Consider the following 24673-nt stretch of genomic DNA (forward strand, 5'->3'; position numbering starts at 1 on the left):
AAGTTGCGGCTGGCTGCGAGGGCGATGCCTAACGCGATCGCGGAGATGATGCAAACGAAGGCTGCGCGCTGCCGGGGGCTCACGCGGTCTTGGCCGGTCAGGCTGGTGACGATCGTAGTGAGCGACATGCATCCGCCGTAGGAGCTCAGGGTATTGCCGGTAAGCTTGCCGCAAATCACGGCGAGCAAAACGAGCGGCCAGATCGCCCCGCCGAGGGCGGCAAGGTAACCCACCTGGTCACTGCTGAACGCGGCGCCGCCGAGGGCCGCAGCGAGCGCGCCGAGGATCATCGCGACGGAGCCCCCAAGCACACTGCCGAGGAACGTCCAGCCGATGGTCGCTCGTGTGGAGGTTTCCGCGGGCAGGTAGCGGGAATAGTCGGCGATGTAGGGGCCGAACGTGAGCTGCCAGGAGGCCGAGATTGAGATGCCCAGCGCGAACGGCGCGGCGGCAAAGCCGTGGGTCGCAGGGATGGGCATGTTCCCGTCCGCGATGATCCGGACCAGCAGGATGGCAAACGCGACACCGCTGAGCACCGCAGCTACTCGTGAGAACGCGTGGATGTACCGGTAGCCGACGATGGCGAGGGCGGTGGACATCAATGCGAACACGACGGCGCCCGCTTGAGGGGAGATGTGAAACAGGGCGCTCATGGCCTGGCCACCCAGTACCAGCCCGGTGGCATAGAAGCCGACGTAGATCATCAGGGCCAGCACCAGCGGGAGGATTGCCCCGTAGTAGCCGAACTGGGCCCGACTCTGAATCATCTGCGGTACGCCGAGCTTCGGCCCTTGGGCTGAATGCAGGGACGTGAAGAAGCCGCCGACTGCGTTGCCGAGCACGATGGCGGGGATGGACCACATGGCGCTGTTCCCCAGAATTACGAACAGCGCCCCGGTCACCACTGCAGTGATGGACGTGTTGGCGGCAAACCATACGAAGAACAGGCTGCGCGGCGACCCGTGCCGTTCTTCTGGAGGAATGAAGTCAATCGAGCGGCGTTCGATGGTGGCGGTCTTCGTCATGGGACCTCCGGGTTGTTGGGTGAGCTTCCAGTATGCTGCCGATATATCGGTTGGATAATGGTCGTATACCCTTGCTCGACGTTGAGTTATGCTTCGTTTTTCATACCCACACCAGCGGCTGGAGGAGCGTGATGATGAACCAGGGCAAGGCCGGACAGGCCTACCAAGAGATTGAGAAGTTGATCGTGTCCGAGGAACTGGCACCGGGCACTTTGGTGTCCGAAGCCGTGCTCATGGAAAAGACGGGACTTGGCCGTACCCCGATCCGCGAGGCGCTCCAGCAACTGGCCCGAAACCGCATGGTCGAGATCCATCCCAGCCGTGGGGTACTCATTCCGCCCGCGTCAGTCGAGGCGCAACTCCGCATGCTCGAGGTGCGGCGTGTTCTTGAGGTGCTCGCCGTGCGACTGGCCTGCCATGACGCGTCCGCCATCGACCGGGCGCGCATGGAGGCCATAGTGGGTCGTCTGTCCGGGGATCCCATCCCATTGGCCGAGTACGCCGAAACGCTCAAAGACACGCACCAGATAATTGCAACAGCCGGCCACAACGAGTACCTTGCGGACGCGATGGCCCCTCTTCAAGGCCTCTCGCGCCGATTCTGGCTCGCCAATGTGCGCGACGAGGAGGACGAGATTAGAAATGGCACGACGCATCATCTCGCGATCCTGCGCGCGATCCTCGCCAGCGACCCGCAGGCCGCCGAGCAAGCCTCCCTCGCCCTGAACGATTACCTCATCGAATTCGCCTACAAAACGATTCGCCGCCCCTCGGGATCTTTGCAAGGGGCGTTTCGGAGTGGCCGCAGGTCATTGCTCTGATGGATTGCGCGGTCGCGCTTTGCGCGTGAAATCGGGAGCATTGCGGCAACCGCTCGAAGCCCGTCTGGCGCGAATGACTGATCATGCTCGGGAAGCGGTCGTCAATGATCAGCTAAGTGTAGCGGCGGGTTTGGGTCGATTGCCGCCAATGGTCGAATTCCCGTCAAGCGCGCCGGTGCGTGCCGATACGAAGCGGCTGCCGTTGTGCAAGATGAAGCACGCTTAACTCCGACGCCTCAAAAAATCGACCGCCCCGAATAAGTCGTCAACCACTCCAGCGCCAGCGTCCCCGCCAACGAGTTCCCATTCGCATCGAGCCCCGGCGCCCACACGCAAACCGCCATCTCGCCGGGCAGCACCGCGACGATCCCGCCACCGACGCCGCTCTTCGCGGGCAGCCCGACCCGATACACGAAATCCCCGGCCGCATCGTAAGTGCCACAGGTCAACATCAGCGCCGACAGCCGCTTCGCCGAACTCGGATCGACGACCCGCTCGCCGGTGACCGGCGCAACACCGCCGTTCGCAAGAAACAGCGCGGCCTGCGCGAGCTCGACGCAGTTCATCGTCATGGCGCACTGCCGGCAATACGCGTCGACCACCGTTTCCGGCGGCATCTGCATGTTGCCGAAGCTCGCCATGAAATGTGCCATCGCGCGGTTGCGCTCCGCATGCTGCAGCTCCGACAGCGCGACGCGCGAATCGTAGTCGATGTCGGTGGCGCCGATCAGCCGCCGCACGAACTCGACGAGCGCCGTCTCCGCCTTCACGAACCGGCGGCACAGCACGTCGGTGACGACCAGTGCGCCGGCATTGATGAACGGATTGCGCGGCTTGCCGCGCTCGCTTTCGAGCTGCACCAGCGAATTGAATGCGGTGCCGGACGGCTCGCGGCCGACCCGTTCCCACAGCGCATCGCCCAGCAGCTGGAACGCGAGCGTGCACGCGAACAGCTTCGAGATGCTCTGGATCGAGAAACGCTCGTGCGCGTCGCCGACCGTGTAAACGTTCCCGCCGAGCGTCACGACGGCCATGCCGAACTTGTCGGCAGGCACTTTCGCGAGTTCGGGAATGTAGTCGGCCACGCGGCCCTGGCCGATCCAGGGGGCGAGTTCGGTATGGATGCGTTCGAGTATCGGTTGGTAGTTCATCACGTCAGGCGAGGGCGGCGCGCCGCCCGGATTCCGGCGAGCCCGTATGGAACCGTTTCGGCGCCGATCCGTCAAGCGCCGCGCAATATCGCGCCCCAATTTTTCAGACCGGCAAACCGGCGATCGGCAGGCGCAGTATCATGCGGTACGTTTCGGCCGATGGCCGGCGCCCGGCAGTGGAGGGCGCGGCCCCGGCTTTCCCGCATGAATCGACCGTTGCCCATGTCTTTCCGCATCCTGCTCGTCGAAGACGACACCCGCTTGTCCACGCTGATTGCCGGCTATCTGCGCAAGAACGACTACGAAGTCGACACTGTGCTGCACGGCGACGCCGCGGTGCCGGCGATCCTGTCCATGCGCCCCGATCTCGTCATTCTCGACGTGAACCTGCCAGGCAAGGACGGCTTCGAAATCTGCCGCGAGGCGCGCAAGCAGTACGACGGCGTGATCATCATGGTGACCGCGCGCGACGAGCAGTTCGACGAACTGCTCGGCCTCGAATTCGGCGCGGACGACTACGTGCACAAGCCGGTCGAGCCGCGCATCCTGCTCGCGCGGATCAAGGCGCAACTGCGCCGCGCGCCCGCACGCGTCGCGGAGGGCGCCGCACCGCAGCCGGAGCGCTACACGTTCGGCAAGTTCTCGATCGACCGCACCGACCGCAGCGTCGTGCTGCCCGACGGCAGCGTGCCGGACCTGACGTCGGCCGAATTCGACCTGCTGTGGGCGCTGGTCTGTCATGCGGGCGAAGTCGTCAGCCGCGACGACCTGATGTTGCAGCTGCGCGGCGTCGAATTCGACGGTCTCGACCGGACGATCGACGGCCGCATCTCGAAGCTGCGTCGCAAGCTGCGCGACGACGCAAGCAACCCGCAGCGGATCAAGACGATCCGCAGCAAGGGTTACCAGTTCAGCAAGCATGCGTGGGAATGACGCCGTGCCCGCATCCGCGCGCGGGCGTTCCGTTCGCTAGCCGGAGCCCGCGATGATCCGACCGACCCGTTCGCCCGCCGATGCGCACCGGCTGTCGCCGCTGCGTTACGTCAAATGGCGCTGGCTGCATTTCCGCCGCGCGTGGACCGACACGCGCGCCGACCGCATTCCGAGCTGGTCGCGCCTGTACGTGCGCACCTACCTGCACCTGCTCGGCCTCGTACTGCTGACCGCGCTGGTGCCGGCGCTGGCGCTGTGCGTCGTGCTGTCGCCGGAAGTCGTGTGGCATGCGTTCGACGCGCTGCCGGGCGACATCTGGATCGTGCTCGCGTTCGTGTTCGTCGCGCCTGCGCTCGCGGCCTACCGGTGGATGCGGCCGGTCTGGTCGGATCTGGTGATGGTGCGCGAGCGCGCGATCGATTTCACCGGCGGGCGCTTCAACACGCGCGCGCGCGAGTCGCACAGCGTGATCATCGGTCCGCTCGCGCGCACGCTGAACGCGCTCGCGATGCGGATGGAGCGCCTGATCGCCGCGCAGCGCGACCTGACCAACGGTATTTCGCACGAATTGCGCATGCCGCTCGCGCGCGTGCGCTTCGCGCTCGAAATGCTGCGCGAGCCCGGCTCGGCCGCCGAGTACCAGGGCGCGCTCGACAGCATCGCGCAGGACGTGACCGAACTCGACGAACTGATCGACATGAGTCTCACCTATGCGCGCCTCGAATACAGCTCGCTGCAGTCGAAGCTCGAGATGACCGCACCCGTTGCATGGTTCGAGCATCAGGTGAGCGATGCGCAACTGCTGTATCCGGAGCGCGCGATCGAGTCGCGCATCGCGATCGCGTCGGACCTGCGCGTGAAGATGGACCGGCGGCTGATGTCGTACGCGATGCGCAACCTGCTGCGCAACGCGAGCAAGTATGCGAAGTCGCGGATCGTCGTCGGCCTCGCGATCGAGCACGGCAATATCGGCATCTTCGTCGAGGACGACGGCCCCGGCGTGCCCGAGCACGAGCGCGAGCGGATCTTCGACGCATTCGTGCGCCTCGATCGCCGCACCGGCGGCTACGGGCTCGGCCTCGCGATCACGCGGCAGGTGCTGCACGCGCACAACGGCCGGATCGCAGTCGTCGATCCGCAGGAACTCGGCGGCGCGCGCTTCGAGATCAGCTGGCCGATCTAGGCGGCGGGCGCCGCGCCCGCCGGTTCGTCGCGCACGTCGTAAGCGTCACCTCATCAACCCGGGCAGCCACAGCGAAATCGCCGGCACGTAGGTCACGAGCAGCAGGAAGCCGAGCATCGCGGCGAGCCACGGCGCGACCGCGACGGTCAGCTCGGTAATGCCCATCCGCGTGATGCCGCTCGCCACGTACAGGTTGAGTCCGACGGGCGGATGGCACATGCCGACTTCCATGTTCACGACCATCAGAATGCCGAAATGAATCGGGTCGATGCCGAGCTGGCGCGCGACCGGGAACAGGATCGGCGCCATGATCAGCACGATCGACGACGGCTCCATCACGTTGCCGGCCATCAGCAGCAGCACGTTGACGACGAGCAGGAAGCCGATCGGCCCGAGCCCCTGGTCGAGGATCCAGCTCGCCATCTGCTGCGGGATGTTCTCCGAGGTCATCAGGAACGAGAACAGCACCGCGTTGGTGATGATGTAGAGCAGCATCGCGCTCATGCTGGCCGAGTCGAGCAGCACCTTCGGCACGCGCCTGAGCGGCAGGTCGCCGTAGACGCAGGTCGACACGAGGAACGCATAGACCGCGCTCATCGCGGCGGCCTCGGTCGGAGTGAAGACGCCGGAGTAGATGCCGCCCATCACGACCACGATCAGCAGCAGCCCCCACACGCTTTCCCAGTAGGTGGTCCAGACCCGCTGCGCCTCGGCGCGCAGCAGCGTCGGGTGCGTGAAGCGCCGGCCGACGCGGTAGGCGACGTACAGCCACGCGAGCGCCACCGCGACGCCGATCAGCCCGGTGCCGGCCGCGAGGCCGGGCGCGGCGGTGCGCAGCAGCAGGTACAGCAGCCCGATCAGCACCGCAGGCGGCACGACGGAGAACGCGACGCACAGCAGCAGGCCCCACAGCGCGTGGCCCGTCGCCGCGAGCGGACCGTGGCCGTCGAATTCGCGAAAGCGCGGATAGCCGTTGCGGCGCGCGATGAACCAGGTCACGAAGCCGAGCAGCAGCGCGAGCAGGATGCCCGGCACGACGCCGGCGAGAAACAGGTCGCCGACCGACGTATTGGTGGACACCGAGTACAGCACCATCACGATCGACGGCGGAATCAGGATGCCGAGCGAACCGGAGGTGGCGATCACGCCGGTGCCGAAGCGGTTCGGGAATCCCTGGCGAACCATCGCCGGCAGCAGGATCGAGCCGATCGCCATCACGGTCGCCGGGCTGGAGCCGGAAATCGCCGCGAACATCGCGCACGCGAGCACGCCGGCCAGCCCGAGGCCGCCATGCATGTGACCGACGATGCTGGTCGCGAACGCGATCATGCGCCGGGCGACGCCGCCGTGCGTCAGGAAGCCGCCCGCGAGGATGAAGAACGGGATCGCCATGATCTCGAAGTTCTCGATGCCGGTAAACAGCTTCAGCGCGACCGATTCGATCGGCACGGCGGTCATCGTGAACAGGTAGGTGAGCACCGTCAGGCCGAGCGCGATCGACACCGGCATGCCGGTCAGCAGCAGCCCGATCAGCAGGCAGAAGATGAACGCGCTCTTGCCGAACCCGACCAGCAGCGCGCCGAGCAGCACGACGACGATGCCGAAGATGACGCGCGTGACGCGCGGATTGCCGACCGCGGGCGCGGCGAGCGGCTGGCTCTGGCTCATGACTGCACTCCTTGCGGAACGGGCGTGGACGGCGCGGGCGCATCGAGCCCGTCGACCTGCGCGTGATCGTGTTTCGGCAGTTCGCCGCTGCGCAGGAAGCGCAGTGCGACCTGCAGGAAGCGGAAGCACATCAGGTACGAGCCGAGCGGCACGCACAGAAACACGATCCAGCGCGGCAGTTCGAGATCGGGCGACACCTGGTCGGTGTGCGCGAGCGCCCAGACGAAACGCGCACCCAGCGTGCCGACCACGCCGGTGAACAGCGCGCCGGCCAGCAGCCCGAACACGATGCTCACGCGCCGCGCCGGCGGCTGCAGCCGGTTGATCATCACGTCGACGCCGACGTGGATGCCGGTGCGCACGCCATAGGCCGCGCCGAACTTGGCCATCCACACGAACAGGTAGATGCACAGCTCCTGCGCCCAGCTCAGGTCGAGCGCGAGCAGCCAGTCCTGCAGGTACGGGATCGCGACGCCGGACGCGTAGCGATGCATCACGGCGATGAAGATCACGAGCGTCGCCACGCCCATCAGCGTCGCGATCAGCCATTCCTCGAGGCGGTCGAGCAGTTTCATGGCGGCAATCCTCGCGACGGCTACATCGACTGGCCGGTCGCGCGGTATACGTCGCGCACGAGATCCGCGCCGATCCGCTGTTCCTGGTCGCGATGCACCTTCGACAATGCCTTCTTCCAGTCGGCGGTCTGCGCGGGCGTCAGCGAGATCAGCTCGGTCTTGCCGGTCGCCTTGATCTTCGCGAGCGCATCGTCGTTCTCGCGTTTCGCGATTTCGTTCGCGTAGCGCGTCGCGTCGCGCATCGCGCCTTCGAGCGCGGTGCGCACGTCGTCGGGCAGCCCGCTCCAGAACTTGCGATTGACGATCACCGCGTAGCCGATATAGCCGTGATTGGAAACCGTCACATACTTCTGCACCTCGTTCATCCGCTGCGTGTACAGGTTCGACGGCGTGTTCTCGGTGCCGTCCACCACGCCCGTCTGCAGGCCCTGGTAGACCTCCGAGAACGCCATCACCTGCGGAATCGCATTCAATGCGCGGAACTGCGCATCGAGCACCTTCGACGACTGGATCCGCATCTTCAGGCCGCGGAAATCGGCCGGCTCGCGCAGCGGCCGGTTCGCGCTCATCACCTTGAAGCCGTTGTCCCAGTAAGCGAGGCCGGTGATGCCCTTCGATTCGAGCTTCGCCATCAGGCGCTTGCCGACCGGACCGTCGGTGACCTTGTGCAGCGCGTCGTAGCTGTCGAACAGATAGGGCAGGTCGAACAGTTCGAATTCCTTCGCACCGAGCGGCCCGAACTTCGCGAGCGACGGCGCGAGCATCTGGACCGACCCGAGTTGCAGCGCCTCGAGTTCCTCCTTATCCTTGTACAGCTGACTGTTCGGATAGACCTCCACCTTGACGCGTCCGTTGGTGCGCGTTTCGGCGAGCTTCTTGAAGTAGTCGGCCGCCTTGCCCTTCGGCGTGTCGGCGGCCACGACATGACTGAACTTGATGACGATCGGCTGCTGTGCGGCCGCGGCGAGCGCGAAGGCGGACAGGCACAGCCCTGTGACAACACGGCGCAGGTTCATGGTTTGTCTCCTCGTTGAATGCTTGCCTGCACGGTCGGCAGGTGGCGCCCAGTCTCGGTTCTCGATGCATGGCGGACAATACGTACTTCCCACATTCGGAAGCGGCACGCGCGACGGACATGCCGAGCGGCGGTGGAGCGCGCGGCCGTTTCGCGCAGCAGCGCTGGCGCGTGCTGTTGCCGTTCGCCGCGATCGGGCTGATCGTCGCGGGCGCATTTGCGGCGCCGCTGCTCGCGATGCGCTTCGAACGCGAGCAGCGCCACGAGCAGCTGATTTCGGACACGCTATGGGCGCAGCAGTCGCTCGGCTTCGAGGCGCAGCGGCTTGCCGAGGCGATGCAGATCGTCGGCACGGATCTCGCGGCCGATCCCGCGCCGGACCTGTTCATGCGACGCGCGGCGGAATTGCTGCAGCGCAGCCCCGAAGTGGTCGCGCTGTGCCGGCTCGAACGCGCGCTCGCCGCGATGCAGTGCTTTCCCGGCGGCCCCGCGGGCGCCGCGATATCGCATGACGCGGCAGCCGCGGAATGGCGCGATACGGCCGAGCGCGCGCGGCGGCTCGGCCGTCCGGTCGCATCGCTCGCCGACGCACAGGCGGGCGCGCCGCGTGTCGCATTGCTCGTCGTGCCGGCGCCGGGCGGCTCGGGCCGCGCGATGGCCGCGCTCGTATCGATCGAGCGGCTGCTGACCGCGACGCTGCCGTGGTGGTTCGCGCATGAGAATGCGATCACGCTGACCGATCCGCGCGGCGACCTGATCGCCGTGCACGATCCGCGCGTCAAGGGGCGCGGCGTCTACACGCACCGGATCGAAGTCGGCTTCGCCGACCAGACGTTCTACCTCGATGCGAACAGCACGCGCGGGCCGCCGTACCTGGTGCCGAACCTGCTGAGCGGCGCCGTCGCCGCGTTGTCGCTGCTGCTTGCGTGGTCGGTCTGGCGGCTGTGGCGCGACCTGGTGCGCCGGGCCCGCGCCGAATATGCGCTGCGCGAGCAGCAGGCGCTGCGCCAGGCGATGGAGGACTCGCTGGTGTCGGGCCTGCGCACGCGCGATCTCGACGGCCGCATTACCTACGTGAACGCCGCGTTCTGCGAGATGGTCGGTTATCGCGCCGACGAACTGATCGGCTGCGCGCCGCCGATGCCTTACTGGGCGCCCGAGTTTTCGGAGCGCTCGTCGCAGCGCCACGCGCAACTGCTGTCGGGCACGCTGCCGCGCCACGCGTACGAATCGGTGTTCCTGCGCCGCGACGGCGAGCGGCTGACCGTGCTGATCAACGAGGCGCCGCTGCGCGACGGCACCGGGCGGCAGGTCGGCTGGACCGCGTCGATCGTCGACATCAGCGAGCAGAAGCGCACGCAGGAGCTGCAGCGCACGCAGAACGAGCAGCTGCATCACATGTCGCGCGTGATGACGATGGGGGAGATGGCGTCCGCGCTCGCGCACGAACTGAACCAGCCGCTCGCCGCGGCCAACAGCTACTGCACCGCGGCGTTGAACCTGATGACCGACGAAGCGCCGCAGGACGATGCCGGCGGCCCGCGCGAACTGCTCGCGAAGGGACGGCACCAGGTCGAGCGGGCCGGCCAGATCATCCGGCGGGTTCAGCAGTTCGTGCGCAAGACCACGCCGTCGCTCGGGCCGGTCGCGCCCGATGCGGCGATCGCCGGCTTGCTGCCGCTCGTGCAGTTGCAGACCAGCCGCTCCGGAGAGCGCGTCGACACGATGCTCGAACCCGCGTTGCCGCCGGTGCTGGCCGATCGCGTGCTGCTCGAACAGGTGCTGCTGAATCTCACGCGCAACGCGTTCGACGCAATGGCGCATCTGCCGGCGCCGGAGCGGATCGTGCTGATTCGCGCGGAGCGGCGCGCGGCGACGGACGGCGATCCGGCCGTCGTGCGGGTCAGCGTGCAGGATCGCGGGCGCGGGCTGCCGGACGACGCGCGCGACGCGCTGGAGCGGCCGTTCTTCACGACCAAGCCGGACGGCATGGGGATGGGCATCGCGGTCTGCCGCTCGGCGCTCGAGACGATGCACTCGCGTTTGCGCCATGCGCCGTGCGGCGACGGCGCGTGTTTCCACTTCGATTTGCGGATTGCCGACGAGTCATGCGGAACCTCTACCTGATCGACGACGACGACGTCATTCGCGATGCGCTCGACGCGCTGTTCCGCTCGCGCGGGCTGGCCGCGCGAGCGTTCGGCGACGCACGCGCATTTCTCGATGCGTGGCGCGAAGGCGGGCTCGCGCGTGCGCCCGCCTGCCTGCTGATCGATGTCCGGATGCCGGGGATGAGCGGCTTCGAGCTGTTCGCGCAACTGCGCGACGCGGGGCTGGGCGCGCATCATGCGGTGGTGTTCCTGACCGGGCACGGCGACATTCCGATGGCGGTCGACGCGTTGCGGGCGGGCGCCTACGATTTCCTCGAAAAGCCGTTTTCCGACAACCGGCTGGTCGACCGCGTGGTCGCCGGGCTCGATCATGCGTACGCGCATGCGGCGCCGCCCGAAGCGACACCCGACGAGCGCTTCGCGAACCTGACGCCGCGCGAGCGCGCGATCGCCGAGCGGATCGTCGCCGGCTGCACGAACCGGGAAATCGCCGATGCGCTGCGCATCAGCGTGCGGACCGTCGAGGTGCACCGCGCGCGGGTGTTCGAGAAGCTCGACGTGAAGAATGCGATCGGGCTCGCGCAGTTGCGGGCGCGCACCGCGCGACCCGCATAGCATCCGCGGTCGGCGGGCACGGGCCGGCCGCCGTTCCCGCGCACCGCGCGCACGTCAGTACGTGCGGCCGAGCTGCAGATAGATGTTGCGCCGGCCGCCCGGCGCGAGTGCGACGCCCATGTACAGCGGGCCGAACGCGGTCGACAGGCTCGTGAAGAACGTATAGCTCTGCTTGAGCACGCCGCCGCCGACCTTCACGCCGCTCGACCACACGTTGCCGACTTCCGCGCTTGCGCCGACCGACAGCGCCTTGATCGGCGACGCGTTGAACGTCATCAGCTGATTCATGTAGGTCACGTTGCCGTATGCGAGCTCGTTGCCGGTCAGCTGGTCGGCTGCATACGCGGCCAGATGCTGGAACCCGCCGAGCGTGAAGTTGAACGCGTTGATCAGGTTGGTGCCGCCGATGCTCTTGCCGCCTTCGATCGTCGCGCTGACGCTGTGCCGGCCGAACTGCTGCGCGATCATCGCCTTGCCGTAGATCTCGGTATAGGGCGTATTGGAAATCCCGTCGCCGAACTCCTGCGCGGACTGGCTGTTGTGCGACCACAGCGAGCGTTCGACGCGGAATTCGGTGAAGTAACCGCGGCGCGGGAACATCGGATCGTCGAGCTGATCGATCACGAGCCGCGCGCGCGCGGTCAGCGCCTGCGACGAGAAGCTCGGCCAGAACAGCGTCCCGGTGGTGTCGTCGATCGGCAGGTTGTAGTTCGGCGAGCCGTGCCCGGTCGCGTAGCCGATGCCCATCCGGAAGTCGCCGAGCCGGGCGATCGGCAGGCCGAAGTCGATCCCGGTGCGTGCCGTCTGCATCAGGTACTGGTTCAGCTTCACTTCGCCGCTGTCGTCGTACAGGTTGACGTAGCGGCGCTGGTATTCCGCATAGGGCGAAATATACAAACCGTAGGCGGCCGGCAACGGCTGGCGCAATTCGACGCGCGCCGACTGCAGGTCGCTGCCGACCGTCGCATCCGCGCGGAACTCGAGGCCCGATTCGGTGAGCCACGGCCGCCGGTAGCCGACATGCAGGCGGAAGCCGCCCTCGTCGGTCGAGCTGCTCGACATGCCGAGGCCGAACAACAGGAAATTCGGCCCCCAGTATTTTTCGCGCGCATCGATCTCGAGCACGTTGTCGTCGCCGTGGCTCACGATCTGCTGCGTGACGCTCTCGAAGTTGCCGCCCGTCGTCAGGCCGAGCAGGTCCTGGCTGACTTCCTTCGGATCGTAGATGTCGCCGCGCTTCACGTGCAGCGCGTCGCTGACGACGCGCTTGGGCACGCCGCCGCTCGTCTTGATCTCGATGCGCGTGATCCGGATCGGCGGCGGCAGCGGCTGCGCGTGCGCGGACCGGTAGGCCGCATAGTCGGCGGGCGACAGCGCGAAACGCCTGAGCCGCGGCAGCGCGGCGGTCGCCGCGGCCTCGCCGGCGGCGATCGCCTGCTTCGCGTTCTGGAAGTCGGTGAACGCGAGCGAGCCGAGATCGGGCGTGAGCAGCACGTCCTGCGCGTCGAGCTGCTTGCGCTGCGCCGTCACGTTCTGGCGGATCAGGATGCCGACCATCTGCTGCATCACGTCGGCCGGCGACGCGAGCGCGTCGAGCGGGCGCAGCGGCGAGCCGATGTCGACGGCGATCACGACCTGCGCGCCCATCTGGCGCGCGGTGTCGACCGGCAGGTTGCTGACCAGGCCGCCGTCGACGAGTGCGCGGCCGTTGATCTCGGCCGGCGCGAACAAGCCCGGCATCGCCATGCTCGCGCGGATCGCGAGCGGCAGCGAACCGCGGTCGAGCACGACCATCTGGCCCGTCTGCAGGTCGGTGGCGACCGCGCGGTACGGGATCGGCAGCTGGTCGAACGGCTGGTTGGTCGGCACGGCGGCGGTCCAGTCCGCGAGCAGCGCCTGCAGCCGGTTGCCCTGCACGAGGCCGGCCGGCGCCTTCACGCCTTTCTTGCCGAAGCCGAGCGTCAGGCCGTTGATGTACAGGCGCTCGTCTTCGCGGCTGCTTTGCGGGAGATCCGCGCGCTCGGTCACGTCGAAGGCGATGTCCGCGAGATTGACCTCCGACAGGCGCTTCTGCATCTCGTCGGCCGCCATGCCGCTCGCGTACAGCCCGCCGACCACGGCGCCCATGCTGGTGCCCGCGACGCAGTCGACCGGGATGCGGTTCTCCTCGAGCACCTTCAGCACGCCGAGGTGTGCGTAGCCGCGCGCGCCGCCGCCGGACAGCACGAGGCCGATCGACGGGCGGCCGGCCGGGCCGCCGTCGGCCGTGCATGCGTGCGCGGGCGCGGTCGGCGCGGGAGCGGCGGCAGAAGCGGCGGCGGGTGCGGAGGCCGGCAGGGATTGCGCGGCGACCGTGCTGCAGCAAAGGGCGACGAGCGTCGAGCAGAGCGGGCGCACCCCCGGCCAGCGGAAGAAGACAAGCGCTGTCATTGTGGAATACCTGGCGTGATCGGGCGTCGGAGGCCTGCCGGGAGCAGGCAAGACCGAGAGATTACCGTGTTTTACAGCGGCCGCGCGAGCGGCCGTTTCGGAGTCTGTCGGGTGCGGCCGGCGGCTTTCGGCAATTTCGTCGCGAAAAAATCATCGGAATTGCCTAAAGTATCGGAACGATTTGCCGCTAGTTTCGTGATGGGGCGGTGTGTGGTCCGTTCGTACAACAAAGGCTCGATATGTCGACACCGCTGTTCGGAAAGTTGTTTGCGCAACCCGTCGCGATCGACCCGGGGACGGCGAGTACCCGAATCTATACGCACGAGCGCGGCGTGGTGCTGAACCAGCCGTCGGTCGTGTGCTTCCGCAAGTCGGGCGGCGCCGACGCGCGGCCGACGCTCGAGGCGGTCGGCGAACTCGCGAAGGCGCTGCTCGGCCGCGAACCGGGCCATCTCGAAGCGGTGCGGCCGATGCAGCACGGCGTGATCGCCGATGCGCACGCGGCCGAACAGATGATCCGCCGGTTCATCGACATGTCGCGCACGCGTTCGCGGTTCGGCCGCCGCGTCGAGGTGACGCTGTGCGTGCCGTCCGACGCGACGCCCGTCGAGCGCCGCGCGATTCGCGAGGCCGCGTTCGCGGCCGGCGTGTCCGAGGTCGCGCTGATCGAGGAATCGCTGGCCGCCGGGCTCGGCGCGGGCCTGCCCGTGACCGAGCCGGTCGGCTCGATGGTGATCGACATCGGCGGCGGTACGACCGAGGTCGCGGTGATTGCGCTCGGCGGGATCGTCTATCGCGAGGCGATCCGGGTCGGCGGCAACCAGTTCGACGAGGCGATCGTCAATCACGTTCGCAGCCTGTATCGCGTGCTGCTCGGCGAGCAGACCGCCGAGCACGTGAAGAAGACGATCGGTTCGGCGACGAGCGCGGTACCGCGCATGTCGACGCGCGCGGTCGGTCGCGGCGTCGAGGACGGGCTGCCGCGCTCGATCGAGCTGTCCAATCACGATGTCGCGGACGCGCTGGCCGCGCCGCTGAAGCAGGTGATCGGCGCGGTGAAGTCGGTGCTGGAGAACGCGCCGGCCGAACTCGTGACCGACATCGCGCATCGCGGCATCGTGCTGACGGGCGGCGGCGCGCTGCTCGCGGATCTCGAGCGGCTGCTGTACGACGAGACCGGGCTGAGCGCGCGGATCGCCGCCGAGCCGGCCACCTGCGCGGTGCGCGGCGCCGGCGAGGCGATGGGGCGGCTCGCGATGTGTCCGGTGGATTGACGCGCGAAGGCGCGCGCCATGGCAGCGTGACGCGCCCATTCCGAAAGACCGACGAGATTGAACGACCATACGTTCCAACGGGGCCTCGCGGCCCGAATCGGCCGCCTGCTGGCCGTCGTCCGGCGCGGCCGTCGGGGTGCGACACCGTCCGGCGCGACCGGGTGATCGCTGCGCACGTTCGCCGTTCTGGCCTATCCTGTGCGAAACACGCGACGCGCGCCGCGCGTGGCGTTTCGACCCAGGAGCATCGATGCCGAATCACGACGAAGCAACGACGACCCAGGCGCCGCAAGTCGCGCCTGCTCCCCCGGCCAAAGCGTCGGGCCCCGCCTTCATCGCCCCGGAAGCCGACTCGCAGGCGCCCGCGCGCAACAACCAGTACGTGCTGAAATCCGGCGACGCATTCGTGGTCAGCGACGCGCTCGGCGATATCGGCGGCCGCGACGACGGCCTGTTCGTCGACGACATGCGCGTGCTGTCGAAATGGCGCCTGACGTTCGGCGGCCGCGCGCCGTCGCTGCTGTCGGGCGCGACCAGCGCCGACAACGCGTCGTTCACCGCGCACCTGACGAACCGCCCGCTGCCGCCGCTCGGCGGCCACGAGACGCCGGAGGGCGTGATCCATATCGAACGGCAGCGCGTGCTCGCGGGGGACGTGCTGTACGAGGCGCTGACGCTGACCAACTACGGCGCGAGCGAGGCCGAGGTGCCGCTGTCGGTGTCGTTCGCGGCCGATTTCAAGGACATGTTCGAAGTGCGCGGCACGCCGCGGCCGAAGCGCGGCACGGCCGCCGCGCCGCGCGTCGAGGCGGGCGCGGTGCGGCTGCGCTACGACGGCCTCGACGGCGTCGAGCGCAACGTGACCGTGAATTTCTCGCCGGCGCCCGATACGCTGTCGGTCGACCGCGCCGACTACACGCTGACGATCGCCGCGCAGGCGTGCATCTCGATCTACCTGACCGTCGACGCGACGCTCGGGCCGCGGCCGACCGAAGCGCCGGGCTGCGGCCGCGTCGCGCTGCGCACGGCGCTCGTCGGCGTGCACCGTACGATGCGCGCGCGGCGCGAGACGATGGCGCGCGTGCGCACCGGCAACCCGTTGTTCGACGCATGGCTCGACCGTTCGCTCGCGGATCTCGGGCTGCTGACCACGCAGCTCGACACGGGGCCGTACCCGTACGCGGGCATTCCGTGGTTCTCGACGCCGTTCGGCCGCGACGCGGTGATCACGTCGCTGCAGATGCTGTGGCTGGAGCCGTCGCTCGCGCGCGGTGTGCTGCGTTTCCTCGCCGAGCATCAGGCGCGCGAGACGTCCGCGTTTCGCGATGCGGAGCCCGGCAAGATCATGCACGAGTTCCGCCGCAGCGAGATGGCCGCGACCGGCGAGGTGCCGTTCGCGCTGTATTACGGCGGCGTCGACACGACGCCGCTGTTCATCGTGCTGGCGGGCGCGTATGCGGAACACACCGGCGACGACGCGCTGATCGACGAGCTGTGGCCGGCGCTCGAACGCGCCGCGCAGTGGGTGATCGACAAGTGCGACCGCAGTCCTTACGGGCTGCTCGATTACCAGCGCACGTCGGAGCGCGGCCTGGCGAACCAGGGCTGGAAGGACAGCCACGATTCGGTGTTCCACGCGGACGGCCGCTTCCCGGACGGCCCGATCGCGCTGGTCGAAGTGCAGGCGTATGCGTGCGCGGCGCTCGACGCGATGGCCGCGTGCTCGAAGCGGCGCGGCCATGCGGCCGACGCGACGCGTTATGCGCTGCGCGCGAAGACGCTGCGCGAGCAGGTCGATGCACTGTTCTGGATGCCGGAAGGCGACTTCTACGGGATCGCGCTCGACGGTCACGGCGAGCTGTGCCGCGTGCTCGCGTCGAATGCGGGGCATCTGCTCGCGTTCGGGCTGCCCGACGCCGAACGCGGCGCGGCGGTCGCCGGCGCGCTCGGCTCGACGCTGTTCCAGACCGGCTGGGGGATCCGCACGCTCGCGGCCGGCCAGCCGCGTTTCAACCCGATGGCCTATCACAACGGTTCGGTATGGCCGCACGACAACGCGCTGATCGCGCGCGGCCTCGCGCGCTACGGCGACAAGACGGCCGCGGTGAACCTGCTGCGCTCGCTGTTCGAGGCCGCGGTGAGCTTCGAGATGCGCTTGCCGGAGCTGTTCTGCGGCTTCCCGCGCCGGCGCGGCGAGCCGCCGACCGCGTATCCGGTTGCGTGCCTGCCGCAGGCGTGGGCGGCCGGGGCGCCGTTCATGATGCTGCAGGCGTGTCTCGGCGTCAGCGTCGACGCGGCGCGCCATGAAGTGCGCGTCGAGCGCCCGGCGCTGCCGGAGGGCGTCGACTGGCTGCGGATCGACGACCTGCGGGTCGGCGACGAAAGCGTGTCGCTGACGTTCCGCCGCGTCGACGGGCAGGTGGTCGCGGCTGCCGAGCCGGGACGCGTGAAGGTGGTGGCGGTGCTGTAGCGGCGCGCGGCGCGGACGTTGCGCGATGTCGCGTCACGTTCGCGCGCAGCGGCATAGAATCGTCCCATGACCCTTGAGCGAACGCGGAGGCATACGATGACGACCGACAACCGGCCCGACGACGGCGAGCACAAGCTCGAGAATCTCGAAGCGGCGGTCGACCACCTGCACAAGTCGATCGAGTCGCAGAGCATCGCGGTCGGCGCGGCGAAGGGCATTCTGTTCAGCCTGATCGAGACGCTGGGCGCGCTGATCGGCGATCCGGACCTGCCCGAGCATGCGCGCTCGGGCTACGAGGCGCTGCGCGACAAGGCGAGCGAACTGCGCGGCGGGCTCGAGCGGCACTGAACGTCGGGCGCCGGCGTGCGCGCCGGCGCTGCCCGATTCCGGGGAGGGCGCGCAAAACCCCGTGCGCTCAACGAGTTAGCGGCGCGATGCGCAGGATATCCACAAGCTTGCCAACACAATCTGTGGAGAACCGGCGCGTCGTGCGCGTGCGATGCGCGCGAATGCCAACCGGCCGCCGTCGCGCTGACCCGTGCGGCCCTGTGCCGAAAATATTCAGTTGTATCAAGATGTTACGTGCCGCGTCAGCAGGATATCCACAGGCTTGCCAACAAAATCTGTGGACAAGACCCGCCCGATTGCATCGCATGGGTTGGTGATGCGGGCGGCGCGCGACGTTTGTGCGCGCGCGCTGCCCGATGTCCGCGTCGGCGCGGTAAATCGTGCGCGATCAAGGACTTGGCGCCCGGGTACCCAGGATATCCACATCCTTGCCAACACTTTCTGTGGACAAGCGCGGCCGGCGCTATGCCGCCGGCGCGGCGGCGGCCGCCTCGGCGACGATCCAGTCGCGAAACAGCGTCATCGCGGGCGTCAGCGGCTTCGACTTCAGCGACGTGAGCCAGTAGCCGCCGGCTTCGACATCGATGTCGAGCGGCCGCGCGAGCAGCCCGAGCTGCAGTTCGCGCGCAAACATGCAGGCCGGCGCGAGCGCGACGCCCGCGCCCTGCATCGCGGCTTCGACCATCAGCCGCGACGAATCGAACACCGGCCCGTTGACCGTCCACGGTTCGAGCTGCGCCGCGTCGAACCAGCCGAGCCATTCGTCGATCCGGTACGACCGCAGCAGCGTCTCGTTCGCGAGATCGGCCGGCTGCGCGAGCCGTCGCGCGATCTCCGGTGTGCACAGCGCGGTGAGCGGCGCTTCGAGCAGCCGCTCGTTGCGCGTCGCGGGCCAGTTGCCTTCGCCGAAGCGGATTGCGAAGTCGAGGCCCTCGGCGGCGAGGTCGACGACGTTGTTGTGGGTGCGCAGCCGCAGTTCGACGAACGGATGCGTATCGCCGAACCGTTTCAGCCGCGGCATTAGCCAGCCTATGGCAAAGGTGCCGACGACGCCGAGCGTCAGCACCTCGTGCAGGCGTCCGCCCTCGAACTGCTTGAGCACCGTCTCGATGCGGCTGAACGCGTCGCTCAGCACCGGCAGCAGCGCGCGCCCTTCGTCGGTGAGGCCGAGCCCGCGCGGCAGCCGTGTAAACAGCGTGCAGCCGAGCCGTTCCTCGAGCGCGCGCACCTGCTGGCTGACCGCGGCCTGGGTCACGCTCAGCTCGAGGCCGGCGCGCGTGAAGTTCAGGTGGCGGGCGGACGATTCGAACGCGCGCAGCGCATTGAGCGGAAGATGAGGACGGAGCTTAGCCATAAGAATTTCTTTGGTCAGTGCTCAATTATCGTTGCTTGTCAGCGGACCGTAAAGTCACGATAGTGCTGTCTCGCCGGCCGGCCGCCTTGCGTTCACGTCAGCACTTCATCGACGCCATTCTTCCATCACGAGACAACCGACATGACTTATTCCTCGCAACGACGAACCCTGTTGCTGGCCGCCGCGACGGCGCCGCTCGTCCTGGCCGTCGGCGCGCGCGCGGCGCAGCAGACCGCCGCGCCGGATCCGTCGAGCGCGGCTGCTGCTGCAGCCGCAGCGGCACTGGCCAACTACGCCGATGCGCAGGCATACGACGCGCTGCAGGCGCTCGAGCGCGACGCGGGCGGCCGCCTCGGCGTGTACGCGATCGACACCGCGAGCGGCCGCAGCGTCGCGCATCGCCCCAACGAGCGTTTCCCGTTCTGCAGTACGTTCAAGGCGATGCTGGGCGCGGCGGTGCTCGCGCAGAGCGTCGCGCGCCCGGCGCTGCTGCAGCAGCGCGTGACGTACGGGAAGGCCGACCTCGTCAACTATTCGCCGGTGTCCGGCAAGCACGTCGACACCGGCATGACGGTCGCCGAGCTGTGCGCGGCCGCGATCCAGTACAGCGACAACTCGGCCGCGAACCTGCTGATGAAGCTGATCGGCGGCCCGTCGGCCGTGACCGCCTATGCGCGCTCGATCGGCGACGACACGTTCCGCCTCGATCGCTGGGAGACCGAACTGAATACCGCGCTGCCCGGCGACCTGCGCGATACGACGGCGCCGGCCGCGATGGCCGCGAGCCTGCGCGTGCTCGCGCTCGGCGACGCATTGCCCGCTGCGCAGCGCGCGCAATTGGTCGAATGGCTGCGCGGGAACAAGGTCGGCGACAAGCGGATTCGCGCGGGCGTGCCGGCCGGCTGGCAGGTCGGCGACAAGACCGGCACCGGCGACTACGGGACGACCAACGATGCGGGCGTGATCTGGCCGCCGTCGCGCGCGCCGATCGTGCTGGTCGTCTACTACACGCAGGCGCGCGCCGATGCGCACGCGAAGGACGACGTGATCGCGGCCGTCGCGCGGATCGTAGCCGCGGCGTTCGGTTGAGCGGCGCGCGCACGATGCTTCGCTTGCGCGCAGCGTGAAACGGGCGGGCGGCAGGCGTGCGCGCGACGCGTTGCCGTCATCGTGATCCACGCGATTAAACGTTGTGCGATCAACGACTTGGATCACGCATGCTCAGGATATCCACATCCTTGCCAACAAAATGTGTGGACAAGCCCGCGGACCGGCGCCTGCGCGGCGATGCGCGCGGCGGGAACGCATCGGCCGGACCTCGCGAATGCCGCCGTGCCCGATTCGCAGCGACGCAGACAAAGCCTTTCGGATCAAGCGCTTGATCGCGGTATGCGCAGGCTATCCACACCCTTGCCAACAAAATGTGTGGACAAGCTCGTCGCGCGACACGGCCGCGCGCCGCCGGTGACCGGCCGGTCGCGTGCCGTTTTCGCAGCGGCATGAACAAAGTCTTTTGGATCAAGCGTTTGGTTGCGGTATGCGCAGGCTATCCACATGCTTGCCAACAAAATCTGTGGGTAAGTGTGGTGCGGCCGCAGCGTCGGCGCGTACACGGCGCTCGCCCCGCAGGCAGCGCTGCGGCGTCCTGATGCGAAGTGCGGCGAAGCGCGCAGGCGGCGGCCGCCGTGCGACGCAGTATCTGCATCACGCGTGCCAAAGTCCGTCGGATCAAGGGCTTAGCGTCGCGATGCGCAGGATATCCACAAGCTTGCCAACAAAATCTGTGGACAAGCCGCGCATCGCGCGCATCACACCGGTGCGGGAAAACGCACTGTCACGGTGAGCCCGCGCCCGCCGGACGTCGTGCCGAGTGCGACCGTCGCGCGATGCTGTTCGGCGATGCGCTTGACGATCGACAACCCGAGCCCGCTGCCGGACGACGTGGCCGCCTGCGCACCTGCGCCGCGATAGAAGCGCTCCCACACGTTGGTTCGCTCGGCCTCGGGAATGCCGGGCCCGTCGTCGGCGACTTCGAGCACCGGCGTCGTGCCGTCGACGCGCGCGGACACGTCGACGCGCGCGCCGTCGCCCGCATAGCGGATCGCGTTGTCGACGAGGTTGTTCAGCAGCACGCGCAGCGTGTCGAGATTGCCCGCGGCCGGCACGGGCGTCGACACGATCGCGCCGAGATCGATCCGGTGCGCGTCGGCGACGCGCGCGCGATCCGCGACCACCGACCGGCACAGCGCGGCGAGATCGACGGGCGCGAACGCGGACGCCTGCGCATCGGGTTCGAGGCGCGCGAGCGTCAGCAGCTGTTCGGCAAGGTGGCCGAGCCGCGTCGTGCCCGCATGGATCTGCGCGAGGATATGCTCGCGCTCGTCGGGCGTCGCCGCGCGCCGCAGCAGCTGCGACTGGATCGACAGCCCCATGATCGGCGTGCGCAGCTCGTGCGCGGCATCGGCGATGAAGTGCCGCTGCAGCGTGAACGAGCGGTCGAGTCGCGCGAGCAGGTCGTTGATCGCTTCGGCGAGCGGGCGTACCTCGTTGGGCATCGATGCGATGTCGACCGGTTCGAGATTGTTCGCGTTCCTGCGTTTCAGGCCGGACGCGATCGTGCGCAGCGGCCGCAGCCCCGCGCCGATGCCGAACCACAGCCCGATCGCGAGTACCGGCAGCATCGAGAATACCGGCCACAGCAGATGCACGGCGATGCCGGCGATCGCTTCCCAGCGCGCATGGCGCGCCTGCGCGAGCCGGATCGTCGTGCCGCCGCGCTCGGTCACGTAGGTGCGCCACGACTGGCCGCCGACATCGATGGTCGCGATGCCGGTCTGCGCGGGCGGCGGCAGGCTCGAATCGCGGTCGGTCGAATAGACGAGCTTGCCGTTGCGCCACATCTGCAGCAGCACCTCGTCGGGATCGTTGGCCTCGAAATCGTGCTTGCCGCCGGCGTGACCGCGGAACGACAGCTCGCCGTTCGGGCCGACGACGATCTGCTTCGACATGCTGCGCATCTGGTCGTCGAGCAGGTCGTCGAGTTCGCGCAGCGCGCCCCAGTAGGTGCCCGCGCTCGCGACCAGGCCGATCGCGCACGCGGCGGGCAGCAGCCACATCAGCAGGCGGCGCCGCAGCGAGATGCCGCGCCAGCGCTCGATCGCGCGTCGCACGCGCGTCATGTGCCGTCACCGATCCGGTAGCCGACGCCGCGCACCGTGCGGATCATGTCGTGGCCGAGTTTCTTGCGCAGGTTGTGGATATGCACCTGCACCGCGTTGCTCTCGATTTCCTCGCCCCAGCTGTACAGCCGCTCCTCGAACTGTTCGCGGGAAATCACCGCGCCGGGATCGCGCATCAGCTCGTGCAGCAGCACGAACTCCTTCGGCGACAGCGGCACTTCGTCGTCGTTGAGCCAGACCTGGTGCTTGACGGGATCGAGCCGCAGCGCGCCGATCGCGAGCGTCGTCTGCGCGCGGCCGGCATGGCGGCGGTTCACCGCGCGGATGCGGGCGAGCAGTTCCTCGAGCACGAACGGCTTGACGAGATAGTCGTCGGCGCCGCTGTCGAGGCCCGCGATGCGGTCCGGCACGCCGTCGCGCGCGGTGATGATGATCGCGGGCAGGGTCTCGTCGCGGCGGCGCAGCGACGCGAGCACCGACAGGCCGTCGCGGTTCGGCAGCCCGAGGTCGAGCAGCAGCAGGCCGTAGCCGGTCGAGCGCAGCGCGAGCGATGCGGCATCGCCGTCCTTGACCCAGTCGACCGCGAAGCCTTCCTGTTTCAGGCCTTGTTCGAGCCCGCTGCCGATCAGCGGGTCGTCCTCGACGAGCAGTACACGCATGGGGGGAGGTCTCTTCAGCAGGGCGCGGGGCGCCCGGAGCGTCCATGATAAGCGGATGCGTATTAGGCGGAGCTTAAATGCCGGCGGCCCGGCAATGCGGGTGAACGTGTGTTTTCGTACCGGTCCGATGCGGCGTCGTGTCGCTTCGGCGCAGCCTTCAGGTTTGCTTAATCTTACGTTTCGTAAGCTTGGCGAGTCGCGTTCAACGGAGCGCGACAGCCCATATCAAACAGAAGGAATGCAATCATGAAACATCTGGCCGGAATCCTGACCGTCGCGCTTGCCGTGCTGCCTGCCGCGGTCCATGCGCAATATACGGGGCCGTCCGCGCTCACCACGACGACCGTGAAGGAACTGCTCGCGAACGGCAGGGACGATCAGCACGTGCAGCTGCAGGGGCGCATCGTCCGGCACGTCGGCGGCGAGGACTACGAGTTTGCCGATGCGACGGGCGCGATCAGCGTCGAGATCGACGACAAGCTGTGGGTGGGCCGGCCGCCCGTCGGCGACAAGGATCGGGTGAAGCTGACCGGCGAGTTCGAGCGCAAGTGGTCGGGCCGCGTGAAGGTCGATGTCGATCACGTCGAAGTGCTGCGCTGACCGGCGCGCGCGGGGCCGGTGATACCATGGACGACCGGTTCCCGCTTTCACCCAGATGGCTGCCAATTTCGACGAACTCGCGTCCCGGATCCGGGCGCAATTTTCCGAGCTGAGCCCGCAATTCCAGGCCGGCGCGGCATTCCTGCTCGATCATCCCGACGAAGTCGCGACGTCGTCGATGCGCAAGGTCGCGCAGCGCGCGCAGGTGCAGCCGGCGTCGCTGGTGCGGCTCGCGCAGCAGTTCGGCTTCCCCGGCTGGAACGAGCTGCGCGACCTGTGCGTCGCGCGTGTGCGCACGCGCCCCGAGCCGCTCACGCAGCGCGCGCGCTCGCTCGTGCGGCCCGACGCGAAGGCGTCGCTCGCGCACGACCTGCTCGCCGCGCAGCAGCACAATCTGGCGGCGACGGCCGCGCAGAACGAGCACGCGCTCGCCGATGCCGCGAAGCTGATCCGCAAGGCGTCGCACGTGCATGTGGCCGGATTCCGCTCGTGCTATCCGGTCGCGTTCGGGCTCGTCTACGGCTATCGGCTGTTCCGGCCGACCGTGTCGCTGCTCAACGGCGTCGCCGGTTCGCTCGAAATGGAGCTGCGCACGATCGCGAAGCACAGCGTGACGGTGATCGTCAGCTTTGCGCCGTATTCGGCCGAAGCGACGCGCGTCGCCCAGGCCGCGAAGGCGCAGGGCAGCCGGATCGTCGCGATCACCGACAGTGCGGTCGCGCCGATCGCGCTGCATGCGGATGCGCAATTGATCTTCACGCACGACAGCCCGTCGTTCTTTCCGTCGCTGGTGGCCGCGCATGCGATGGCCGAGGCGCTGGTCGCGCAGCTGCTGGCGCTCGAAGGCGGCGATGCGATTGCCGAACTCGAGCGGGCGGAAGCGGAGCTGCACGCGAAGGGCGCGTACGTGGTGTGAGCGCGATGCGCCGCGCGATCGGCGACGACCGTTCGCCATTCATTACCGGATCCAGCCGATGACGTTCCAGTTCCAGGCCCGGCCGTTCTACGAAAAGCTCGGCTATGTCCGCTTCGGCGAGCTGGCGGATTATCCGCTCGGGCATGCGCGCATCTTTCTGAAGAAGATCCTCGTGCCCTGAGTGGTGATGGCGGCGGCACGCGCTTGTGCCGCGCGTCGCGATTGACGGCCGCGTTCGCGATCGCCTAGCATACCGCTCAGCGATGCAGGTCGCTTCCGGGTCCGCGGAAAGGGTTGAACCCACCTGTCGCATTGCTCTCGTCGATTCCCTGTCCTTTGTGCTGGC

Annotated in this window: 20 protein-coding genes and 1 pseudogene; 12 read left to right on the plus strand and 9 right to left on the minus strand. The window is 68.1% G+C overall.

The features are described 5' to 3' along the window. Nucleotides 1-1025, minus strand: a 1025-nt coding sequence (locus tag BST28156_RS19235) for a purine-cytosine permease family protein (protein WP_174903107.1), incomplete at its 3' end; no start/stop codon positions are given. Between the two features lie 134 nt (nucleotides 1026-1159). Between BST28156_RS19235 and BST28156_RS19240 the strand changes: the two genes are divergently transcribed. Beyond that, nucleotides 1160-1846: a GntR family transcriptional regulator gene (locus BST28156_RS19240; protein WP_230945628.1), complete on the plus strand. Its 687-nt coding sequence runs from the start codon at nucleotides 1160-1162 to the stop codon at nucleotides 1844-1846. 236 nt (nucleotides 1847-2082) lie between these two features. Here the strand turns inward: BST28156_RS19240 and BST28156_RS19245 are convergent, their stop codons facing one another. Next, nucleotides 2083-2997, minus strand: a complete 915-nt coding sequence (locus BST28156_RS19245; protein ID WP_174903108.1) for a glutaminase — start codon at nucleotides 2995-2997, stop codon at nucleotides 2083-2085. Between the two features lie 222 nt (nucleotides 2998-3219). On the opposite strand from BST28156_RS19245, the gene BST28156_RS19250 reads away from it, so the two are divergent. Both BST28156_RS19250 and BST28156_RS19255 read left to right on the plus strand, forming a co-directional pair. Beyond that, a complete protein-coding gene (locus BST28156_RS19250; RefSeq protein WP_174903109.1) occupies nucleotides 3220-3930 on the plus strand; it encodes a response regulator in 711 nt (236 codons plus the stop codon). Nucleotides 3931-3982: 52 nt separating this feature from the next. Continuing rightward, nucleotides 3983-5113: an ATP-binding protein gene (locus BST28156_RS19255; protein ID WP_174903110.1), complete on the plus strand. Its 1131-nt coding sequence runs from the start codon at nucleotides 3983-3985 to the stop codon at nucleotides 5111-5113. 45 nt (nucleotides 5114-5158) lie between these two features. On the opposite strand, the gene BST28156_RS19260 is transcribed toward BST28156_RS19255, so the two are convergent. The 3 genes from BST28156_RS19260 to BST28156_RS19270 are packed head-to-tail and all read right to left on the minus strand — an operon-like array spanning nucleotide 5159 to nucleotide 8372. Then, complete coding sequence (locus BST28156_RS19260; RefSeq protein WP_174903111.1) at nucleotides 5159-6781, minus strand: TRAP transporter large permease; 1623 nt, start codon at nucleotides 6779-6781, stop codon at nucleotides 5159-5161. After that, nucleotides 6778-7356 carry a TRAP transporter small permease gene (locus BST28156_RS19265; RefSeq protein ID WP_174903112.1) on the minus strand — a complete coding sequence of 193 codons (579 nt, stop codon included), beginning with the start codon at nucleotides 7354-7356 and terminating at the stop codon, nucleotides 6778-6780. Before BST28156_RS19265 ends, BST28156_RS19260 begins: the two co-directional genes overlap by 4 nt. 20 nt (nucleotides 7357-7376) lie before the next feature. Beyond that, complete coding sequence (locus BST28156_RS19270; RefSeq protein WP_060245623.1) at nucleotides 7377-8372, minus strand: TRAP transporter substrate-binding protein; 996 nt, start codon at nucleotides 8370-8372, stop codon at nucleotides 7377-7379. Nucleotides 8373-8440: 68 nt separating this feature from the next. Here BST28156_RS19270 and BST28156_RS19275 point away from each other — a divergent pair, with 68 nt between their 5' ends. Together BST28156_RS19275 and BST28156_RS19280 are read left to right on the plus strand one after the other, a co-directional pair. Continuing rightward, nucleotides 8441-10498: a PAS domain S-box protein gene (locus BST28156_RS19275; protein ID WP_174903113.1), complete on the plus strand. Its 2058-nt coding sequence runs from the start codon at nucleotides 8441-8443 to the stop codon at nucleotides 10496-10498. Then, a complete protein-coding gene (locus tag BST28156_RS19280) occupies nucleotides 10480-11097 on the plus strand; it encodes a response regulator transcription factor (protein WP_060245621.1) in 618 nt (205 codons plus the stop codon). The genes BST28156_RS19275 and BST28156_RS19280 overlap by 19 nt, the downstream gene beginning before the upstream one ends. 54 nt (nucleotides 11098-11151) lie before the next feature. On the opposite strand, the gene BST28156_RS19285 is transcribed toward BST28156_RS19280, so the two are convergent. Beyond that, nucleotides 11152-13527 carry a patatin-like phospholipase family protein gene (locus tag BST28156_RS19285; protein WP_060245620.1) on the minus strand — a complete coding sequence of 792 codons (2376 nt, stop codon included), beginning with the start codon at nucleotides 13525-13527 and terminating at the stop codon, nucleotides 11152-11154. A gap of 239 nt (nucleotides 13528-13766) precedes the next feature. Here BST28156_RS19285 and BST28156_RS19290 point away from each other — a divergent pair, with 239 nt between their 5' ends. The 3 genes from BST28156_RS19290 to BST28156_RS19300 all read left to right on the plus strand — a co-directional run bounded on the left by BST28156_RS19290 (nucleotide 13767) and on the right by BST28156_RS19300 (nucleotide 17619). Then, on the plus strand, nucleotides 13767-14801 hold the full coding sequence (locus BST28156_RS19290) for a rod shape-determining protein (protein ID WP_060245619.1): 1035 nt from the start codon (nucleotides 13767-13769) through the stop codon (nucleotides 14799-14801). A 250-nt stretch (nucleotides 14802-15051) separates the two neighbouring features. Then, entirely contained in the window at nucleotides 15052-17271 is a 2220-nt protein-coding gene (locus BST28156_RS19295) for an amylo-alpha-1,6-glucosidase (protein ID WP_060245618.1), read from the plus strand. 96 nt (nucleotides 17272-17367) lie between these two features. Beyond that, the gene (locus BST28156_RS19300) at nucleotides 17368-17619 is read left to right on the plus strand and encodes a hypothetical protein (RefSeq protein WP_009694579.1); all 252 of its coding nucleotides are present in this window, start codon (nucleotides 17368-17370) and stop codon (nucleotides 17617-17619) included. Between the two features lie 463 nt (nucleotides 17620-18082). Here the strand turns inward: BST28156_RS19300 and penR are convergent, their stop codons facing one another. Continuing rightward, nucleotides 18083-18973, minus strand: coding sequence for a beta-lactamase transcriptional regulator PenR (gene penR, locus BST28156_RS19305; RefSeq protein WP_060245617.1), 891 nt, complete (start codon nucleotides 18971-18973; stop codon nucleotides 18083-18085). Between the two features lie 141 nt (nucleotides 18974-19114). Between penR and blaPEN-bcc the strand changes: the two genes are divergently transcribed. Beyond that, complete coding sequence (gene blaPEN-bcc / locus BST28156_RS19310; RefSeq protein ID WP_174903114.1) at nucleotides 19115-20062, plus strand: PEN family class A beta-lactamase, Bcc-type; 948 nt, start codon at nucleotides 19115-19117, stop codon at nucleotides 20060-20062. Between the two features lie 719 nt (nucleotides 20063-20781). On the opposite strand, the gene BST28156_RS19315 is transcribed toward blaPEN-bcc, so the two are convergent. Continuing rightward, complete coding sequence (locus BST28156_RS19315; RefSeq protein WP_174903115.1) at nucleotides 20782-22152, minus strand: ATP-binding protein; 1371 nt, start codon at nucleotides 22150-22152, stop codon at nucleotides 20782-20784. Continuing rightward, the gene (locus BST28156_RS19320; RefSeq protein ID WP_009695057.1) at nucleotides 22149-22811 is read right to left on the minus strand and encodes a response regulator; all 663 of its coding nucleotides are present in this window, start codon (nucleotides 22809-22811) and stop codon (nucleotides 22149-22151) included. Before BST28156_RS19320 ends, BST28156_RS19315 begins: the two co-directional genes overlap by 4 nt. A 246-nt stretch (nucleotides 22812-23057) precedes the next feature. Between BST28156_RS19320 and BST28156_RS19325 the strand changes: the two genes are divergently transcribed. From BST28156_RS19325 to BST28156_RS19335, 3 genes and pseudogenes are all read left to right on the plus strand, one after another. Further along, the gene (locus BST28156_RS19325; RefSeq protein ID WP_060245614.1) at nucleotides 23058-23411 is read left to right on the plus strand and encodes a YgiW/YdeI family stress tolerance OB fold protein; all 354 of its coding nucleotides are present in this window, start codon (nucleotides 23058-23060) and stop codon (nucleotides 23409-23411) included. A 55-nt stretch (nucleotides 23412-23466) separates the two neighbouring features. After that, nucleotides 23467-24327: a MurR/RpiR family transcriptional regulator gene (locus tag BST28156_RS19330; protein ID WP_174903116.1), complete on the plus strand. Its 861-nt coding sequence runs from the start codon at nucleotides 23467-23469 to the stop codon at nucleotides 24325-24327. A 61-nt stretch (nucleotides 24328-24388) separates the two neighbouring features. Continuing rightward, nucleotides 24389-24508, plus strand: a pseudogene (locus tag BST28156_RS19335) (GNAT family N-acetyltransferase); the annotation flags it as partial. Nucleotides 24509-24673 lie beyond the last annotated feature (165 nt).

This window comes from Burkholderia pseudomultivorans, assembly GCF_902499075.1.
GTDB classification, from domain to species: domain Bacteria; phylum Pseudomonadota; class Gammaproteobacteria; order Burkholderiales; family Burkholderiaceae; genus Burkholderia; species Burkholderia pseudomultivorans.

Bases quoted from the DNA above. Each gene is read 5' to 3' on its own strand.
- BST28156_RS19240 (WP_230945628.1), top strand. From the start codon at position 1,160: ATGAACCAGGGCAAGGCCGGACAGGCCTACCAAGAGATTGAGAAGTTG.
- BST28156_RS19245 (WP_174903108.1), bottom strand. From the start codon at position 2,997: ATGAACTACCAACCGATACTCGAACGCATCCATACCGAACTCGCCCCC.
- BST28156_RS19250 (WP_174903109.1), top strand. From the start codon at position 3,220: ATGTCTTTCCGCATCCTGCTCGTCGAAGACGACACCCGCTTGTCCACG.
- BST28156_RS19255 (WP_174903110.1), top strand. From the start codon at position 3,983: ATGATCCGACCGACCCGTTCGCCCGCCGATGCGCACCGGCTGTCGCCG.
- BST28156_RS19260 (WP_174903111.1), bottom strand. From the start codon at position 6,781: ATGAGCCAGAGCCAGCCGCTCGCCGCGCCCGCGGTCGGCAATCCGCGC.
- BST28156_RS19265 (WP_174903112.1), bottom strand. From the start codon at position 7,356: ATGAAACTGCTCGACCGCCTCGAGGAATGGCTGATCGCGACGCTGATG.
- BST28156_RS19270 (WP_060245623.1), bottom strand. From the start codon at position 8,372: ATGAACCTGCGCCGTGTTGTCACAGGGCTGTGCCTGTCCGCCTTCGCG.
- BST28156_RS19275 (WP_174903113.1), top strand. From the start codon at position 8,441: ATGGCGGACAATACGTACTTCCCACATTCGGAAGCGGCACGCGCGACG.
- BST28156_RS19280 (WP_060245621.1), top strand. From the start codon at position 10,480: ATGCGGAACCTCTACCTGATCGACGACGACGACGTCATTCGCGATGCG.
- BST28156_RS19285 (WP_060245620.1), bottom strand. From the start codon at position 13,527: ATGACAGCGCTTGTCTTCTTCCGCTGGCCGGGGGTGCGCCCGCTCTGC.
- BST28156_RS19290 (WP_060245619.1), top strand. From the start codon at position 13,767: ATGTCGACACCGCTGTTCGGAAAGTTGTTTGCGCAACCCGTCGCGATC.
- BST28156_RS19295 (WP_060245618.1), top strand. From the start codon at position 15,052: ATGCCGAATCACGACGAAGCAACGACGACCCAGGCGCCGCAAGTCGCG.
- BST28156_RS19300 (WP_009694579.1), top strand. From the start codon at position 17,368: ATGACGACCGACAACCGGCCCGACGACGGCGAGCACAAGCTCGAGAAT.
- penR (WP_060245617.1), bottom strand. From the start codon at position 18,973: ATGGCTAAGCTCCGTCCTCATCTTCCGCTCAATGCGCTGCGCGCGTTC.
- blaPEN-bcc (WP_174903114.1), top strand. From the start codon at position 19,115: ATGACTTATTCCTCGCAACGACGAACCCTGTTGCTGGCCGCCGCGACG.
- BST28156_RS19315 (WP_174903115.1), bottom strand. From the start codon at position 22,152: ATGACGCGCGTGCGACGCGCGATCGAGCGCTGGCGCGGCATCTCGCTG.
- BST28156_RS19320 (WP_009695057.1), bottom strand. From the start codon at position 22,811: ATGCGTGTACTGCTCGTCGAGGACGACCCGCTGATCGGCAGCGGGCTC.
- BST28156_RS19325 (WP_060245614.1), top strand. From the start codon at position 23,058: ATGAAACATCTGGCCGGAATCCTGACCGTCGCGCTTGCCGTGCTGCCT.
- BST28156_RS19330 (WP_174903116.1), top strand. From the start codon at position 23,467: ATGGCTGCCAATTTCGACGAACTCGCGTCCCGGATCCGGGCGCAATTT.